The sequence below is a fragment of the Microbacterium sp. Marseille-Q6648 genome (genome assembly GCF_943181415.1).
Classification (GTDB): Bacteria; Actinomycetota; Actinomycetes; order Actinomycetales; family Microbacteriaceae; genus Microbacterium.
Window position 1 is genome coordinate 203,691 of the sequence record NZ_CALPBZ010000005.1, and the last position, 17,871, is coordinate 221,561.

The 17,871-nt window shown below is 65.9% G+C and carries 14 protein-coding genes and 2 pseudogenes; 5 read left to right on the forward strand and 11 right to left on the reverse strand.

Annotation, left to right across the window (positions count from 1 at the left end; translation table 11 throughout):
• The 4 genes from NFR93_RS13100 to NFR93_RS13115 all read right to left on the reverse strand — a co-directional run bounded on the left by NFR93_RS13100 (position 1) and on the right by NFR93_RS13115 (position 4,670).
• A complete protein-coding gene (locus tag NFR93_RS13100) occupies positions 1–942 on the reverse strand; it encodes an NADP-dependent oxidoreductase (RefSeq protein ID WP_251453948.1) in 942 nt (313 codons plus the stop codon).
• Positions 942–1,994, reverse strand: a complete 1,053-nt coding sequence (locus NFR93_RS13105; RefSeq protein ID WP_251453950.1) for an Ldh family oxidoreductase — start codon at positions 1,992–1,994, stop codon at positions 942–944. The genes NFR93_RS13100 and NFR93_RS13105 overlap by 1 nt, the downstream gene beginning before the upstream one ends.
• A 67-nt stretch (positions 1,995–2,061) precedes the next feature.
• Complete coding sequence (locus NFR93_RS13110; RefSeq protein ID WP_251453952.1) at positions 2,062–3,837, reverse strand: thiamine pyrophosphate-binding protein; 1,776 nt, start codon at positions 3,835–3,837, stop codon at positions 2,062–2,064.
• Positions 3,765–4,670, reverse strand: coding sequence for an amidohydrolase family protein (locus NFR93_RS13115; RefSeq protein WP_251453955.1), 906 nt, complete (start codon positions 4,668–4,670; stop codon positions 3,765–3,767). The genes NFR93_RS13110 and NFR93_RS13115 overlap by 73 nt, the downstream gene beginning before the upstream one ends.
• Positions 4,671–4,924: 254 nt before the next feature.
• Here NFR93_RS13115 and NFR93_RS13120 point away from each other — a divergent pair, with 254 nt between their 5' ends.
• The gene (locus tag NFR93_RS13120; RefSeq protein WP_502846302.1) at positions 4,925–5,809 is read left to right on the forward strand and encodes a siderophore-interacting protein; all 885 of its coding nucleotides are present in this window, start codon (positions 4,925–4,927) and stop codon (positions 5,807–5,809) included.
• 208 nt (positions 5,810–6,017) lie between these two features.
• Here the strand turns inward: NFR93_RS13120 and NFR93_RS13125 are convergent.
• Positions 6,018–6,422, reverse strand: a pseudogene (locus NFR93_RS13125) (transposase); the annotation flags it as partial.
• A 248-nt stretch (positions 6,423–6,670) separates the two neighbouring features.
• Here NFR93_RS13125 and NFR93_RS13130 point away from each other — a divergent pair.
• A pseudogene (locus tag NFR93_RS13130) lies at positions 6,671–7,477 on the forward strand (IS256 family transposase); the annotation flags it as partial.
• 154 nt (positions 7,478–7,631) lie between these two features.
• Here NFR93_RS13130 and NFR93_RS13135 read toward each other — a convergent pair.
• Genes NFR93_RS13135 through NFR93_RS13155 form a run of 5 tightly spaced genes read right to left on the reverse strand, consistent with a single transcriptional unit; the run spans position 7,632 to position 13,161 of the window.
• A complete protein-coding gene (locus NFR93_RS13135; RefSeq protein ID WP_251453960.1) occupies positions 7,632–8,594 on the reverse strand; it encodes an aldo/keto reductase in 963 nt (320 codons plus the stop codon).
• A gap of 26 nt (positions 8,595–8,620) precedes the next feature.
• A complete protein-coding gene (locus NFR93_RS13140; RefSeq protein ID WP_251453963.1) occupies positions 8,621–10,696 on the reverse strand; it encodes a galactocerebrosidase in 2,076 nt (691 codons plus the stop codon).
• Positions 10,693–11,358: an alpha/beta hydrolase gene (locus NFR93_RS13145; RefSeq protein ID WP_251453966.1), complete on the reverse strand. Its 666-nt coding sequence runs from the start codon at positions 11,356–11,358 to the stop codon at positions 10,693–10,695. The genes NFR93_RS13140 and NFR93_RS13145 overlap by 4 nt, the downstream gene beginning before the upstream one ends.
• Positions 11,359–11,360: 2 nt before the next feature.
• Entirely contained in the window at positions 11,361–12,290 is a 930-nt protein-coding gene (locus tag NFR93_RS13150) for a carbohydrate ABC transporter permease (protein WP_502846296.1), read from the reverse strand.
• Positions 12,283–13,161: a carbohydrate ABC transporter permease gene (locus tag NFR93_RS13155; protein WP_502846303.1), complete on the reverse strand. Its 879-nt coding sequence runs from the start codon at positions 13,159–13,161 to the stop codon at positions 12,283–12,285. The genes NFR93_RS13150 and NFR93_RS13155 overlap by 8 nt, the downstream gene beginning before the upstream one ends.
• 431 nt (positions 13,162–13,592) lie before the next feature.
• Here NFR93_RS13155 and NFR93_RS13160 point away from each other — a divergent pair, with 431 nt between their 5' ends.
• The gene (locus NFR93_RS13160; protein WP_251453972.1) at positions 13,593–14,717 is read left to right on the forward strand and encodes an ABC transporter substrate-binding protein; all 1,125 of its coding nucleotides are present in this window, start codon (positions 13,593–13,595) and stop codon (positions 14,715–14,717) included.
• Positions 14,718–14,765: 48 nt separating this feature from the next.
• On the opposite strand, the gene NFR93_RS13165 is transcribed toward NFR93_RS13160, so the two are convergent.
• Entirely contained in the window at positions 14,766–15,701 is a 936-nt protein-coding gene (locus NFR93_RS13165; RefSeq protein WP_251453975.1) for a LacI family DNA-binding transcriptional regulator, read from the reverse strand.
• Between NFR93_RS13165 and NFR93_RS13170 the strand changes: the two genes are divergently transcribed.
• Positions 15,694–16,839, forward strand: coding sequence for a LacI family DNA-binding transcriptional regulator (locus NFR93_RS13170; RefSeq protein ID WP_251453978.1), 1,146 nt, complete (start codon positions 15,694–15,696; stop codon positions 16,837–16,839). The genes NFR93_RS13165 and NFR93_RS13170 overlap by 8 nt on opposite strands.
• Entirely contained in the window at positions 16,836–17,864 is a 1,029-nt protein-coding gene (locus NFR93_RS13175) for a Gfo/Idh/MocA family protein (RefSeq protein ID WP_251453981.1), read from the forward strand. The genes NFR93_RS13170 and NFR93_RS13175 overlap by 4 nt, the downstream gene beginning before the upstream one ends.
• Positions 17,865–17,871 lie beyond the last annotated feature (7 nt).

Genomic DNA, 17,871 nt, shown 5'->3' on the forward strand with positions numbered 1-17,871 from the left:
TCAGGCGGTCAGGATCACCTTGCCACCCGGATGTCCGCTCGCCACGAGACGCAATGCGGACTTCGCTTCGGCCAGATCGAAAGTCTCAGCGATCGGAAGGGTCAGGTCGCCGTTGGCGGCGAGATCGAGGATGACTCGGCGATGCGGCATCCGGAAAGCGATGCTCTCGGGCCGCATACCGGCCGATATCCGCACCCCGGCTTCCGTCGCGCGCTTTCCCGGCGCGACGGTGGCGATGCGCGCGGGGTCCGCGACGAGCGCGAGCGAAACGTCCAGTGCTTCGTCGGTGCCGGCCGCGTCCACCGCGGCGTCCACACCACCGGCCGCGATCTCCCGAATACGGCCCTCCAACCCGTCGCCGTAGGCGACCGGCTGCCCGCCGAAAGCCCGGACCTTGTCGTGCTGGGCCGGAGAGGCCGTACCGATCACCCGGATGCCCTCACGCCGGGCGAGTTGCAGCACCAGCGCACCTACAGACCCTGACGCGCCGTGCACGAGGAGGGTCTCCCCTTCATCAGCACCGCACAGCATCAGCAACTCGGCGGCGACGACTCCGACATGCAGGATTCCTGCGGCCGTCAGGTCGTCAACGCCGGCAGGGATCGCGAAGACGTCACTTGCGGGGACCGTCACGACGTCGGCGAACGCACCGGAGATCTTGAAGGCGACGACGCGATCTCCGGCCTGGGCCGGGCCGCTGGCGATCGACGTGTCGGGACCGATCGTGATGATCACCCCGGCCGCCTCCTGACCGATGGGCAAGGGCAGCTTCGTCGGGTCGGCATTCCACCCGCCGCTGAGGGATTTGTAGTCGGAGGGGTTCACCCCCGCCGCGGTCACTCTGATCTTCACCTCGCCCCGCGCAGGGACGGGGGGATCTGCGCTGACGCATTCGAGCGCGTCGATGCCGCCGTAATGCGGCAATTGCCAACGCCTGGCCATCAGCCGACATCCGGGACGGTGATGCCACGCGCTGTCGCTGCCTCGACGACTTCGTTCCACAGCTTCTCCGGCACGGGAACGCCAGCCGCAGAACGTTGTGCGTAGGTCTCCGCACCGCGCTCCCCGGGGACGCGGACCCTGGCGGATCCGGGGGCGAGCGGCAGATCGTGGATGGTGTCGACGGTGGCATCGACGTTCGCCTGGAACTCCTCGATGGGCCCCAAAGCGGCCGGATCGATGGCGATCAGGGTGGCGTTCTGCCGATGCGTGCGGCCGCCCTCGACGTGGGCGTGGAAGCCGGTGAGGATCGGGGCGGTCACCAGCACGGAGGTGAGCAACTCGAACATCAGCGAGAGGCCCGAGCCCTTCGCCCCGCCCACGGGAAGCGGGATCTTGGCCTCGTTCGGGTCGGTCGTCGCCACTCCGTCGGCGGTGACAGCTGCCCCCTCGGGCAGGGGTTTGCCGGCGCGCTTGAACTGAGCGATCTTGCCGAGCGCGATGACAGCGGTGGCCATGTCGAGCAGAACGGTCGGCTTGGCCCCTGTGCCTGGCACCGCTACGGCAAGAGGGCTCGTCGCCACCGACGCCCCCGCTGCTCCGTCGTACGCCATATTGGGCATGCCGGCGACCATGCCCAGTCCGACCAGTCCCGCGTCAGCGATCCGGGAGGTGTAATAGCCGATCGCCCCGGTGTGCACGGTCGTGCGCACCGCGACGAGGGCAATGCCCTGCTCCCGCGCACGATCGATCGCGAGATCCGCGGCACGGGTGAGGGCAACCGGTCCTGGGGCGCGGTCGGCGTCGACGACGACGACGCCGGGTCGGGTCGAGTCCACCGCGATGGAGGGGGTCGCGTTCGCCTCGCCCGATTCGAACAGCTCGAGGTAGCGGGGGACACGGGACAGTCCATGGGAATCCACACCGCGCAGGTTCGCCCACACGAACACAGGCGCGGCGATCGCGGCGTCAGTTTCGCTCACCCCCGCGGAGACGAATAGGTCACGGATGAGCTTCTCGAGCGCCTCGGGGGCGAGGGTGACGGAGTCGGGCATGGCAGGGCCTTTCGGTGGAAGCGTGGTGCGGGGCGAGCCGGTCGGTGCGATCGGCCCGCCCCGGGTCTCAGCGTGTGACGGTGACGTTCACGACGGCGGTCGTGCCCGCCTTCACCGCGGCTGCGGCGTCGCCGAGGACACGGGCGAGGTCACCGCGATCGTCGACGCTGGCGTGGAACATGTCGAACGGAGCGGCGAAGGCGCTCAGCTCCGGTTGCGACGACAAGTCGACGCCGAGATGGTTGCCGGTCTGTACCGCTGATCCCTCTGGGTAGAACCGCAAGTGGTTCATTTTCATCGACAGGTACTTCTTGTTGTTGAAGATCACGATGAGCAGAGGAAGCCCGAAGTCCTTCGCCGCGAGCAGCGATTGCACGACGGGGTTGTACAGGAATGCCCCGTCGCCGATAGTCAGAACGACAAGTCCGTCCCGCACCGCGAGTTTCACGCCCAGTGCGACGGCGATGCCCTGGCCGAGGCCGCCTTGCACGTAGAAGTACGAGTCCGGCCTGTCCCAGCCGACGTGGCGCTGAACCACGCGGCTGTGGGTGATCGTCTCGTCGACGACGACGGCTCGCTCTGCGCGGACGATATCGCGCAGAACCGACGCGAGGGTGATCGGGTCGATGCCTGCACCGTCGCGGGAGCGCTGCTCGGCGGCATCCGTCTCGCTACGCCATCGCGCGCGGGAACGCTCCACAGCGTCCCTGCGGACCGCCACCGCACTCTCGTCGCTCAGAGCGAGAGACGCCTCACGCAACTGCTGGAGCGTCTCGGGCAGCGCGCCTTCGAGATAGTGATCGGCGTTGAGCACCTGGTAGACGATGTGCGGGCGCTGCGGCACCTCGTCGATGACGACGATCGTCGCCCGGGCGGGACGTCGGCTCGGCGGGTAGAACGGCGCGCGGCAGTTCACCAAGAGAATCAGGTCGGCGTCGTCGATGTGCGGCTCGAGGTCTGCGCCGAGGTGCGCGGGCGAGTCCTTGCTGATGTTCGCGCAGACCGCCGAGGAGGGTTCGATCACACCGATGCCCAGGTCCTCGGCGAGTGCGGTGAGCGCTTCGAAGCCTCCGGGTTCACGGCCGCCGGTTTCGGTGATGATGATCGGGTTACGAGCCTCTGCCAAGAGCCGGGCCACGGTGTCCACGTCGTCGTGAGCGCTGATTCGACGTCCCCGTGCAGCGACGGCCTTGGGACGCACCGGCGGGGTGGTGGGCTCGAGCAAGATCTCCAGAGGCACGTTCAGGTACACCGGCCCGGTCGGCTGCCGGGCTGCCAGCTCGCCTGCGCGGGTGACCATCGTGTACAGCGTCGAGACGCTGCCGACCATGTTCGACCATTTCGTCCACGGCTGCGCGACGTTGTGGGGCCCCCCGACGATCGAAAGATTGCGGTACCACTGCCCGCCGGGGTCCTGTCCCGCACCGTCGCCGTATGTGGTCGACTCGCTGGATGCGACGACCATGCCGACGCCGGCCAGCAGTGCCCCGTGGATGGCGGTCGATCCCTGAAGAAGGCCGGGCGCGGCATGCAGCAGCACGGCCTGTACGCGACGGGTGACCAATCCGAAGCCCGTCGCCATTCCGACGGCCACAGTCTCATGGGTGAGGTCGAGGTAGGCAGGGGTCGGGGTGCCTTTCGCCTGGCGGCGTGCGAGCGCTTCCCACGCAGGCGCCCATTCCGAACCCGGCGACGAGAAGATGTACTCGACGCCGAGGTCGTCGAGGGCAGCGATCAGCAACTCACCGCCGTCATACGTCCCCGCCACTGTCACCCGTTCTGCGCTGATGCGCCGCTCGTCGCTCCGGCCGGCAGCGGCTCGGGGATCGGCCAGTTCAAGCATTCGCTGATTCCTCGTCCCATGATCCACTCCAGCTCCTCGGGAGAGAAGCTGTAGTACTTGGTGAATTGCTCGATGGTGTCGGTCCACGTCAGCCCGTGGCCGAGCAGGCGGGTGATGTCGGTCCCGAAGAAGCAACGCTCTGGCCCCATGGCGTCTACCATCTGCCGCACGTACTTCTCGATGTTCAGGTTCGGGAACGGCTGCGTGGAGTACCCGGGGAGCGCCGACACCTTGACGTAAATGTTTGGGTGGACGTGCAGGTCCGCGGTCTCCTGCACCCAATAGCCGATGGCGTCGTCGACGCACCGCGCCATGATCCCCATGTGATCGATGATGATCTTCAGGTCGGGGTGCTTCTCGGCGATGGCTCCGAGCTCGGCCTTCCAGATCGGGGCATGCACCATGGTGGGTATGCCGAGCTTCTCGGCGATCGGCCAGTACCAGTCATTGGTGCCGTCGATCATCCAGTTCCGGTCTTGCGGCCGGTGGAAGGTCAGGCGCGTGCCCTTGATGTATGGATTGTCCTTGATGAAGTGGAGCAGTTTCTCACCCTCCTCCTGGTCGTTCTGGGGGATGCGGGCCATGATCCCGAAGCGGTCAGGATGCTGCTCCGACGCTTCCAGCGCGTAGTCGATGCGGTCTCCCTCCCACGACGGGGGAAGGATGAGGGCACGGTTCACCCCCGCCTCGTCCATGAGCGAAATGGCTTCCTCGGCGAGGAAGGCCTCCTCGCGGTGACCGTTAAGGCGGATGCGCTCACGCGCTCCCGGGACCCAGGGACGCTCCGGCGTCTCTTCCTTCCAGAGATGGATCTGCGAGTCGACGATGAACAACGGGCTTCCTAACGTTCGAGTGCTGCGTGCCGGTCTGCCTGGTCGGCGGTGACCTGATCACCGGCTGGCGCCAACGGGCTCCAGTGCAAGCGAACGTATCCCGGCCCCTGGGAGCGATCCAGGGCCGGGCACGCACGTTTAGGTTTACGGATCGTGCATCCTTCGCCTTGTGAGCAAAGGATCGCGGCGTGCTTTGCTGGGTTCTGGTCGTTTCGACCCCGCGGCTCAGGGAGGATGCCATGACGGACACGCCGATCGCAGGCCTTGGCGACACCGCAAGGGGCCCCCGGACGGGCCCCGATCCGGCGTCACCGTTCTTCCGCTCCGGCGGCCGAAACCGCTTTACGGCGCGGCGCGCACGAGTGGTCTCCGTCGAGCAAGTCGCGCCGGTAATGGTCCGTGTCCGTGTCTCCGGGCCGGACTTCGTCGACTTCGTCAGCGACGGACCCGCCGACCACGTTCGAGTGTTCTTCCCGGATCCGGTCACGGGCGCACTTGTTGCGCCGAGCCCCGTCGGTCCGGGCGAGGACGGCATCTTGCGCCCGAAGGCCCCGACCCACGCACGCGACTTCACGCCGCTCAGCGTGTCGCGCGTGGGCGACGACATCGTCGTCGATCTCGACTTCTTCCTGCACGCGTCGCCCGGTCCGGCCGCACAGTGGGCGGCCCGCGCTCGTATGGGGGATGAGATCGTGGTCGTGGGGCCTCGTGGATCGAAAGCGGCCCCGCAAGGCGCAGCGCGCGCGATCCTCGTCGGCGACGAGACGGCACTACCCTCCATCACCCGCTGGCTCTCCGAGCTTCCCTTTTCGACCGCGGTCAACGTCGTGGCCTCGGTGGAGGATAACGGCGGTTGGGTCGCGGACTATCTCGCCGAGACCTCCGCGAGGACCGACGCGAACATCCGTCTCCTCCGCTCCTCCTCTAAAGAACTCACCGCGACCGTCGCGAGTCTGCGTCCGGATGCTTCGACCTTCGTGTTCGCGGCAGGCGAGGCAGCCGCCCTCATCCCCCTTCGCCGGCTGCTGCGGCGCGACCTGGCGCTGGCGCCGGAGCAAGTCGCGCTCAGCGGCTACTGGAAGAGCGGGACGATCGGATTCGACCATCACTCCCCCGTGGACCCCTCCGATCCGGACTGAACGCGTTCGCTATACGAGCGGGATAGCGCGTGGGGACGCTCCGATGCCTACCTGCGGGTGAGCGCCGACGGGCTGAGTCCCGCTGGAGCCCTGGAAGCGAGTTGGAGGACTGCCTCGCGCGCAAACTTGGCCAGCACCCGGCGGAGGGCATCGACGTCCTCATCTGACCAGGTTACGAAGGTTTCCTCGAGCTTCTTCGTGGTCGCGTCGAGATGCCGGTGTCGTTGCCCAGCGCCCGGACCAGCTGATCGACTTTGCGAGTGGACACCCCGTCGATCCACGCCTGGCAGATCACCGCGTAGAGTGCCTTGTCGACCCGGCGGCGGGGGCTGAGCAGCGACGGGAAGAACGACCCCTCGCGCAGCTTCGGGATCTGAAGGTCGACCTCGCCAGCCGGGGTCGCGAGGGTCTTCGGGCGGGTGCCGTTACGACGCGTGGTCCGCTCTGGGGTGCGCTCGTGCGGCGCCGCGCCGATCTTCACCGTCGCTTCCGCGTTGATCAGGTCCTGCAGGCCGGCCTGCAGCATCCGTCGGAACACGTCCGAGTGGGCGAGGTCGGGATCGGCGAGGACTTCGCCGATCAGGGTCGTCAGGGCAGACTGGTGGTGGGTCATCGTGGGATCTCTGCTTTGCTTCTTGCCGGAAACAACTGGTCATCCCACGGTGGCCCTTCATCGTCTACGACGACGAGACCCCCGCGGGAAGTGACACCACGCTATGGGACTCACCCGCGGTGGGTGACGTCCCCTGGGGTGGTGTAGTTCCTGGGCTCGAGTGTCACGTCGTTGACGTGGCGAGCCATCGTGCGATGGTCAGGTGAGAACCGACTAAAGCTACTCACACAGGAAGACACAAACGCACGATGGCTCTTGACCAGTCTGCCCTCCTCGAGCTCCTCGGGGAACTGAAACTCACCGATGTCACCGACCGGATCCGGGTCGCGACCGAGACGCTCTACCAGGAGCTGATCGATGCGGAAGCGGCCGCGTTCATCGGTGCTGCCCCGTTCGAACGCACCCCGGACCGCACCGCGCAGCGCAACGGCACCCGCCCCCGCACTCTCACGACCACAGCGGGCGAGTTGGAGCTGCGGATCCCGAAGCTGCGCACCGGGTCGTTCTTCCCGTCGCTGCTGGAGCGGCGCCGCCGGGTTGACCAGGCGCTGTTCGCGGTCGTGATGGAGGCGTACGTCCACGGCGTCTCGACCCGGAAGGTCGACGACCTCGTCAAAGCGCTCGGCGCGGATACCGGCATCTCGAAGTCCGAGGTGTCGCGGATCTGCGCGCACCTGGACGAGGACGTCGCCGCGTTCCGCGACCGACCGCTCGCGGATCAGTCCTACCCGTACGTGTTCCTCGACGCGACCTACTGCAAAGCCCGCGTCGGCCGCCGCGTGGTCTCGCAGGCTGTCGTGGTCGCGGTCGGCGTCGCCGCCGACGGGCGGCGGGAGATCCTCGGCTTCGAGGTCGGCGAGACGGAATCGCAGCCGTTCTGGACCACGTTCCTCCGCTCCCTCAAGGCCCGCGGGCTCGATGGCGTCCAACTGGTCATCTCGGATGCGCACACCGGGCTGATCGCCGCGATCCAGACGGTGTTCTCCGGCGCCTCGTGGCAGCGTTGCCGGGTCCATTTCATGCGGAACGTGCTCGCCAACGTCCCCAAAGCGGCCGGGGCCGGATCCGCAAACGTCTTCGTGGTGCGAGTCCTTCCCGAGTCGAACTTCATCGGCAGACCAGGGTTCGACAACATGGTACATCTACTTCAACAGAATGACACCTGCCATCTCGCGAGGCTCTCAGTGGATGGGTCCCGTCCGAGTGGCCTCACCAGGCGTACGACTCGGGCGCCTCCCCCGGACCCGGCCAGATATCGTCGAGCTCGGCTACCAGAGCATCGTCGAGAGACGCCGCCGAGGCGGCAGCGAGCGCGCGAAGCTGCGCCGGCGTCCGCGGCCCGATCATGGCCGCGGCGACCGCCGGACGGCGGAGGAGCCAGGCGAGCGCGAGCGATGTCATGTCGAGCCCTGCTTCGACGGAAAGCCGTGCGGTCACATCGAGCTGCCCTCGGAATCGCGCTCGCCGCGCCCGGGTGGTGGGCGACATGCTGCGCACGCCCCCCGTCGCATCCCCCGCGAACAGCCCGCCGGCGAGAGGGCTCCACGCGAGTATCCCGATTCCGTGGTAGCGCGCAGCAGGCACTACCTCCTGCTCGATGTCTCGGCGGGACAGGTTGTACACGGACTGCTCGGAGATCAAACCGGGCACGCCGTGCCGCTCCGCCGCGCTCTGCGCGGTGGCCAGATGCCAGCCCGCGAAGTTCGAGGAGCCGACATACACGATCTTGCCTTGCTGCCGCAGGATGTCCATGGCCGACCAGATCTCGTCCCACGGCGCATCCCGGTCGATGTGATGCATCTGGAAGAGATCGATGTAGTCGGTTCTGAGTCGTTTGAGCGAAGCGTCGCACGCCCTACGGATGTTGAGAGCCGAGAGGCCCGAGTGGTTCGGCCATGCGGCGGTCGGCTCGAACACCTTCGTGGCGAGGACGACCCGCTCCCGCCGGGCGGGTGCGCCGGCCAGCCAGTCGCCGATGATCTCCTCGGACGCGTGCGGCCGATCGGCCGTGCCGTACATGTTCGCGGTGTCGACGAGGTTGATGCCGAGCTCCAGCGCCTCGTCCAGCAGCACATGCGACTGTTCGGCATCGACAACCGAGCCAAAACTCATCGCGCCGAGCCCCAGCCGCGAGGTCTCCAGGCGACTCCGGCCGAGCATGACGGTATCCATGGCGATGCGTTATCCAGCACCCGCCGTCAGCGGGTGGAACCGCCGTAGATCGGCCGCCAGGACGGGTGCGGCCCGGTCGACTCGCTCGCGACGTGCGCGCCGTCGCCTATGCGGAGATCGTCGAACAACGGCCGGCTAAGCCGCTCACCAATCGCTCCCGCCAGCAGGCCGACCATGCCGTGAGCATGGGTGCTGTCGCTCACCGCGCAGACGACCTCGCCGTCGATCGCGGCCTCGACAATGCTGCCCTCGCATCGGAGCCTCAACACGCGCCACAGGCCCGCACTGGGGCTGAGCCGTCCCTCGGCGAGGACCCTCTCCCCGCCGCGACCCGCGTCCCCCTGTGCCCGGATGATCGCCTGTTGCTCGGCATCGCCGACGAGCTCACTTTTGTCAAGCTTCCCGTTTGAGGACACCAGACGCCACTCGCCGTCGCCGGTGACCTCGAGGTAATAGCCTTTCGGCTCGATCCCGTACCCCGTGCCGACATGATTCACGCGTGCCATCAGCGCAGCGGATTCCGCAGGCTCGACGGACACCCGAACGGAGACCTCCACGTCCTGCCACGACTCGTCTCCAGCAATCGTGTACGGACGCCAATCCGGCGCCCAGGACAGGGTCGGGACCGGGACCACCTGCTGCAGGCAGCGTCCGCCTTCCGGCCTGTCGACGATCTCGAATGCGCCGGCGATGTCAGCCGTGTAGCGCGGCAGCATCCCGTGACGCTCCGGCTCGGAGTACGACGAGAAGTCCTCGCGATACGGCATCGGGAATGGCACATCATCCGGAACGTCGGGGAAGCAGCCCTTCTGCTGTCCCGTGGTCGTGGAGATCGAGTAGACAGCGTCCGGCTCGGCCCACAGCTCGAATCGCCCACCGACCGGCACGATGTCGTCGAGTCGGACGAACTGCTCGTCCTGCGTGCTGCGCCACACGCAGAGTGCGGACGCCGATGTGAGGTCGCCGCCAACGGCGAACTGCAGCCGCTGGGGCGCCGAGGCATCCTTCGTCTCCACGATCACGCTGTATTCGCCGTGGCCGCTGGCCAGCGTGACAGCTGTGCCACCGCCGTCGAGAACGGCGCAGGCGCTGTCGACGTACGCCCACCCGAGCTCGGTGAACTGCCCGTAGTGGGCGTATCCCCATAGCGCTTCCCGGATCTCGTAGTGGCCGCTCCACGGCGAGTGTGCGAGGATCATGGCCGGTTGCACGGAGTATGGCTGCATCGGGTACACGCCGGCGACGTCGTACCAGAGAATCGTCTTCGTGGCTGCGCTGTGCAGGTAGTTCTCGTTGAAGCACTCCACGATGCTGATGAGGCAGTCGAAGCCGTCCTTGTAGACGTGGTCCTCGGTGTTCCAGATGGGCTTGCCCATCTGGCGCGCGAGGGCGAGGACATCCGCGGGGATGTGCCCGTCGGGCTTGTCGTACATCACGTGTGCGCCGATGATGTCGATCGCGTCCCGGGCGTCCGGATGGTCCGCGAGGTCGCGCACGAAGTCGAACTTGTCGGCGGGCCAGTTGTCGAAGGCGTGCAAGCGCACATTGCTGAAGCCGGAGCCATCCAGCGTGTCGCGGAGCGTTCGGGCGAACGGCAGACTGACGCCCTTCTCGTTCCGGCAGCCGATCGCGTCGAGCTCGAGCCCGTACTCGTCTCGCAGGATGCGCAGCCACGTGACGTAGTAGTCAGCCATGTCCTGTGACCAGAACTCGCCGTTCCCGATCCACCCCGGAGCGCTCCAGGCGACGGCGTCAAGGGACAGCCGTGCGTTGCGGGCACGAGCCTGCTGCAGGATCCACCAGGTGTAGCCGCGGGACGTGTGGAGGTCGTCCCGGGTGTGGCTGTGACTCGGCATGGACCCTTGCGTGGAGTTTCCGTCGCCTGGCACCTCAGCGAGGAGGGCGCTCACGGACGCGCCGAATTTCGGCCTGAACACCAGGTCGAGGATCTGGCTTCGTTGCGGCTCGGGGTAGTCCTTGAGGAGCACTGAGGTCGCGCCGCCGCCGTTGACTGCGCCGATGCCGTCGAACCTGAGGTCGGAGGCGTCGGGTTCGATGACGATGGACTGCGGCTCGCGGATGGGATCGAACTGTTCTGTCACGCCTGGCCTTCCTCGCCCCAGCCGAGCGCGCGGAGCCATTGCGCGCAGGCACGGGTCCAATCCTGCGCCGTGCCGAAGCCCTCCCCCAGGCCGATGCCGTGGCGGCCACGCTGGTAGATGTGCAGTTCGTAGGGTGCACCGGCCTCGGCGAGCGCGCGCACAAGACGGATGGAGTGCTCGGGCGTCACCGACGTGTCCTCGGCCGTGTGCCAGACGAAGAAGGGCGGAGCACCGGCGTCGACGAGGAGGTCGGCCGAGGTCTGCTTGCGCAGTTCGTCGTCGGCATCCGACCCGATGAGTGCATGTCGAGAGCCCTGATGAGTGGGGAGCTGCATGGAGATGACCGGGTATCCGACGATGGCCAGATCGACTCTCTCGTCCGCTTTGGCGCCAGGGGCCAATGCCGCCATGGCCGCCGCGTGCCCGCCCGCCGAGAATCCGACGAGGCCCACGCGCCGCGCGCCCTCACTTCGGCGAATGGCTACCTCCGCGCGTACGGCGTGCAGCGGCGAGGGGTGTCGCGTGCGAACCGGGTAGTGGAACACGCTGGCGCCGATTCCCAGGGAGCGGAGCCACGCTGCGACCGGCTCGCCCTCGTGGTCAGCGAGCGCCTCGTAGCCGCCACCCGGAAGGACGATGATGTGGTCGGTGCGCCCCAACACGGTCAACCCTTCATACCTGTCGTTGCGATGCCCTTGATGAGGAACCTCTGTCCGAACAGGAAGATGAGGAACACCGGGATGAGTGTGACGATCGACATGGCGAACATCGCCCCCCAGGACGAGGTGCTCGTCGCGTCGACGAAGTTCCGCAGCGCGACCGGAGCGGTCTGCATTTCGGGCTTCGTGAGGTAGATCAGCTGGCTGAAGAAGTCATTCCACGTCCAGATAAAGGTGAAGATCGCCGTCGTGGCGAGGGCCGGGACGGAGAGCGGGAGGATGATGCTGAAGTAGGAGCGCCAGTAGCCCGCACCGTCGATGCGCGCGGCTTCGTCGAGTTCCTTGGGGAGTCCGCGGAAGAACTGCACCATCAGGAAGATGAAGAACGCGTCCGTTGCAAGGAACTTCGGGACGATCAGCGGCAGGAACGTGTTGACCCATCCGAGTTGGGCGAAGAGCACGTACTGCGGGATGAGCAGCACGTGGAACGGGAGCATCAGGGTGAGCAGCATCGCACCGAAGAAGGCCTTGCTCCAGCGGAATCGCAGCCGGGCGAAGGCGTATGCCGCCATCGAGCAGGTAAGCAGGTTGCCCAGCAGTGATCCCGCGACAAGAATCGCGGAGTTCCACAGGTATGTCGAGAACGGATACGCGAGAGCATTCCATCCGTCGGAGTAGTTGCTGAAGTCAAACTCACGGATGAGCAGTGTCGGGTCTTGGAAGATCAGCGCTTCGGGCTTGAACGAGCTGGCGACCATCCAGAGAAGCGGGTAGAGCATCACAACTGCGAAGACGATCAGCAAGATGTGCTTTACGACCGCGCGCGTCGCAGCCCAGGCACTCCGCCTCCGTTCGACGCGTAGATGAGCTTTGGAGGTCGAGGCTCGTTCCGGGGCCGCCTCGGTGGCCGGTTCCATGGTCGTCGTCTCACTCATCGCCGTAGTGCACCCATCGCTTGCTGAACAGGAAGTTGATCGCGGTGAAGATCGCGATGATCGCCACGAGCAGCCAGGCCATCGCCGAGGCGTAACCCATGTCGAGGCGCCCGAAGGCGCGCTGATAGAGGTAGAGCGTGTAGAACAGCGTCGAGTCGACGGGGCCGCCCGTCCCGCCGCTGACGACGAACGCCTGCGTGAAGCTCTGGAAGGTGTTGATGATCTGGAGCACGAGGTTGAAGAAGATGATCGGGGTGAGCAAGGGCATCGTGATGCTCCAGAACTGTCGCCATCGTCCCGCGCCGTCAATCGCGGCGGCCTCGTAATACTCCTCGGGGATCTGGCGGAGGCCGGCGAGGAAGATCACCATCGACGAGCCGAATGTCCAAACGTGAAGCGCGATGAGAGTGCTGAGTGCCGTATCTGGGTCAGCAATCCAGGCGGGCCCGTCGATCCCGAACACGGCGAGGAACTGGTTGACCAGGCCCTCTTCGCCGAACAGTTGGCGCCAGAGGATTCCGACTGCGACGGAGCCGCCGAGCAAAGACGGCAGGTAGAACACGGATCGGTAGAACGACAGCCCCCGCAGTCCCCGGTTGAGCAGTACCGCGAGCGCTAAAGCAACAACCAGCAGCAGAGGCACGCCGAGGAACACATAGGTGAAGGTTACGACGAGCGATTGGTGCAGGCGCGTGTCCGTCAGCATGTCTGCGTAGTTCTGGAGCCCGATCCACTCGGGCGGCGAAAGGAGGTTGTAGTCCGTGAACGAGAAATAGAGCGACGCGATCATCGGGCCGATCGTGATCGCCAGCATGCCGATCATCCACGGGGCTAGGAAGGACCAGGCAGCGCGTTCCTCGCGCCGCTGCATCAACGTTCTGCGTCGCGTCTTCGTGACAGTGGTCATCTCTCAACTCCGAGTGTGGATCCGATGGAAACGATTACTCGCTCCGTACGGCGAGTATACGTCAATTTGAGAAAACGATTCCTGAAAGTTCGTTTTGTGGCTACACTGGCCAATCGACGGCCCCTCGCGGCCTGCACGACCCGCCCGCGCGACCACGCATCGGGTGACACAGCGAACTGCTAGAAGCAAAGGAGCTCTCAATGGGCGTCTCTTTCGGCCGCGCTTCGGCGCGGCGCACTGCCGCCGTCATCGGCGGCGCGTTGACCATCGGACTTCTGGCCGGCTGCGCCGGCCCGGCAGCACCCGAGGCAGCGAAGACTCTCGATGCGGATGAGGAAGTCACGATCCGCTACACGTGGTGGGGCGGTGACGCGCGCGCCGAACTTACCCAGGAGGTGATCGACCTCTTCGAGTCCGAGCACCCGAACATCACAATCGTTCCTGAGTACGCCGATTTCGCCTCGTACTGGGACAAACTTTCCACGACTGCCGCCTCGAACGACTTGCCCGACGTCGTGCAGATGACGATTCCTCACATCTACTCGTATGCCGAGAGCGGGCAACTCGCGAACCTGAGCGACTACTCGGACTTCGTGAAGACCGACGAGTTCTCCGACAGCGCCTTGGACGTGGGACGAGTCGACGACGGGATCTACGGCGTCCCGGCCGGCGGGGGCTCGTTCGGAATTCTGGCCGACCCTGAACTCTTCAAGCAGGCCGGTGTCGAACTGCCCGACGCGAGTTGGACGTGGGACGACTACGTCGAGATCTCGAAGGATATCTCGGCCGCTGTCCCCGGCGTGGCCGGCACCCAGCTCTCCACGAACGAGCAGGCGTTCACTGTGTGGCTGCGCCAGCACGGCCAGGACCTCTGGAAGGACGACGGACAGAAGCTCGGATTCGATGCCGAGACAGCTACGTCGTGGTTCGAGCAGCTTCTGGATCTCCGAGACAGCGGTGGCGCAATGAGCGTCGCAGCCACCGTGGAGAACATGGGTCTCGGCATCGAGGCGTCACCGCTCGTGGTTGGCAAGGCCGCTATGCAGGAGGTCGCAGTGAACCAGGTTGGGACCGCCGAGGCCGCGTCCGGTAAGGACTACGTGCTCCTGCGCTTCCCGGGAGACGAGCAGTTCGACGCGGTCGGCAGCTATGTCGGCGTGGGCCAGTTCTACTCCATGGCCGCCAAGACCGAGCACCCCGAAGCCGCTGCGACTTTCATCGACTTCCTCGCCAACGACGTCGAGGCAGGGAAGATCCTGCAGTTCGACCGGGGGATCCCGGGTAACGCGGAGGTTCTCGCTGCCATCACGCCGGATCTCTCGCCGGCCGACCAGGAGGTGGCTTCGTTCTTCCAGGAACTCGGCGAAGCCGACCCTGCTCCGCTTGCTCGGATGAATGCGGACATCGGCAGCGGGCTCACGGAGACAATCACCCGGATCCAGCAGGAGGTGCTCTTCGATCGCCTCACACCCGAACAGGCTGCGGATCAGCTGATCTCGGAGTTGAACGCGGCGATCTAAGCATCTCCGCCAGTAGGGGGATCCGCCAACAAATGGCGGATCCCCCTACTACGCGCGGCGCGGCGTTGTGCCGCGCAAGCGCACCTCGGGAGCAGGGATATGAGCACCGGCCAAGTCATGCCCCGCCGCGATTCGCACAGCGGCATACCCCGCCTCGTGCAGCGCGAGATGCACGGTGGTCAGCGTAGGACTCATGTCGAGCGCGGCGTCGATGTCGTCGAAACCCGCGATTCCGACGTCGACACCGGGAGTCAGACCCGCTTCCCGGATCGCGGCCATGGCGCCGATTGCCATGCGGTCGTTAGCTGCCCAGATCAGATCGACATCGCGGAGGCCCCCAACCAGCAGCCGACGTGCAGCCGCGAACCCTCCATCACGGCTGTAGTCGCCACGGAAAACGCGCGCGTCGGCGACAGCGACGCCCGCCTTCCACATGCCCTGGTGGAAGCCGTCGAGGCGAGCGTCGCCGCCGACGTGCCCCCGCGGACCGGCGATGACCGCCGGTTGGCGGTACCCCTGCCGAACGAGCGCCTCCGCGAGTTCGCCTGCCGCGGCACGCTCGAAGAGTCTCACGGTCGGGAAAGGCATCGACTCGGACCCGACAACGACCACCGCGCCACCGCCCTGTTGGAGGATCCGTATTGCTGCGGAACGTGTCGGTTCCGCGTGGAAGCTCGTCGCGCTGAGAACGATCAGCCGCGGCCGCAGCGTCTTCACCTCTCTCAGAACGGCAAGGTCGTCGCCGGCGATGAGGGAGCTAGCGAGCGTGACCGTGAGTCCGGTCTCCTCGGCGGCATCCATCACCCCACGTGTGATCGCGGCGAAGTATGGATCGCGGATGTCGTTCGCGATGACTGCGATGACTTGAGTCGTGCCGCTCTTCATCGCAAGAGCCGTGAGATTCGCCGTGTAGCGAAGACTCAGCGCTGCCTGCGTAACTCGTTCGCGCAACTCAGCCCCGACACGCGGATCATCGTTGAGCACGCGCGAAGCGGTGGCTCGGGAGACACCGGCCATCGATGCAACATCGGTCAGCGTCGAGCGTCTGGCTGGCGACGGCCCCGAAACCGACGGTGGTAGCGACATGAAGGTATCTTTTCAGACCATGACAGACACTCCTGCTCCTCCTGGGCTTCGTGAAGTCGCCAGGATCTCCGGCGTGTCGCTCGCCACCGCGTCGCGGGCGTTGGGTCAGCATGAATCGGTCAGCGATGACATTCGGCTCCGAGTCCGCGCAGTAGCGGATTCGATCGGGTACGTCGCCAACATGTCGGCGCAGGCGCTGCGCAGCAAGCGCAACGCTGTGGCCGTCATCGTGGACGACATCACAACGGCATCGGTCGCAGCCATGGTCACCGCGATGCAGACTGCCGGAAGAGCAGATGGAACACTCGTTCTTGTGTCCGGCACGTCGGCCATTGCCCAGCGGACCCTACATGCGCTGCGCGTCTTCCGCGGCCTCAACCCGCGTGCGATCGTCATGGTCTCGGGTGGTGTGGACGCGGAAGCTGACCTGCGCGAAATCGGCCTGGAACTCGCCGACTATGCGGCCGGTGGCGGGCGCGTCGTTGTGCTCGAACCGACACCCTGGCTGCAATTCCCGTCGGTCGGCCTGTCGCAAGAGGCCCTTGCGCGCACGCTCACCAACCACATGACTTCACTCGGCAGAAGACGCGCTATCGTGCTGGCCGGATCAGCGAACCATGTGGCATTCGCCGCTCGAGCACGCACCTTCGTGCGCGAGCTTGAGGATTCGGGGATCTCCCCCGAGCACATCAGCGTGCTGCATTCGTCGAATGACCGCGCTGGCGCCGAGTCAGCAGTACGATCTGCGATCGCTACTCAGGCGGAGCCAACGATGATTTTGGCCGCGTCCGATGCCCTCGCGATCGGGGCCATGAGAGCACTGCGGGACTTGGGGATCGAGGTCCCTCGCCAAATAGCGGTCGGAGGAATCGACGACAGCCCCATGTCGCAGGATGTGTTCCCTGGGCTTACGACCGTACGTCAGCCGTTCGATTCGATCGGGCGAGAAGCGCTGCGTCTGGCTGTAAGCGCCGATGTCACCGAGGCAACACACATTGAGCTCCGAGGAGAACTCGTCGTCAGGGCCAGCGCGTGAGGGCCCCCGCGCGCGTCGGGCTGATCGGCACCGGGTGGATCGCGGAGCGGATCGCTGATGACCTGACACACGTTCGGGATCTCCGACTGACGACAGTGACCGGGCGCGATCCGGCCCGTTTGCGAGCCTTCTCTGACAGATTCGGGCTCCAGCAGACCCACAGCCTGCCGGAGTTTCTGGCGATGGACGTCGATCTCGTCTACATCGCCACGCCACCGGGATCTCATTTCGCTCTGGCCTCGCAATCCCTGCACGCCGGCAAAGCGGTGGTCGTCGAGAAGGCCTTCACGGAGACGGCCGATCAGGCTTCGCGTCTCATCGAGTTGGCTCGCGAAAAGCAGCTATTCCTGATGGAAGCGATGTGGATGCGATTCAACCCTCTGATCAGGTCGATCGCTGACCAGCTGCGGTCCGGCAGACTGGGCCAACCTCGAGTTCTCGTGTCGACAGCGGGATTCGCTGCCCCGCCCGATCATCGCCTATGGTCAGCCGTCTCCGGAGGCGGCAGCCTTCTGGATCAAGTGGTCTACCCACTCGTGCTGGGGGATCTCCTCCTTGGCCGGGCAGTCGACATCTCCGCCCGAGCAGTCCACGAGGGTTATCGGAATGAACCCGTCCTGGTGGACACCGAACTCGCGGTCAGGGTCAGTCACTCAGACAATCGGAGTTCACTCTTCGCGACGTCGATCCGTGCCGCATTGCCTTGCCAGGCAGACCTTGGTTGCGCCGAGGGGCGCGTGCTCTTCCCCACGTTCTTCTGGAATCCGCCACACGTCGAGATAATCCGCGGCGGCCATGACCCCGAGATTGTGCGAGCGAGTCCGAGAGGTCGAGGTTACGTTGACATGCTCGAGGCGGTCGCGCACGCGCTGCTAGCGGGTTGGAAAGAGCACCCCGACTGCAGCCATGAGATGACGCTCCGGACGATGCATCAGATCGACGCCATTCGCGCTGTGGGCGGACCCACACCGAGTCATACGATGGTGCGGCCACGGGATGCGACGCCCCACCGTCGCATCCCATGACACAGCA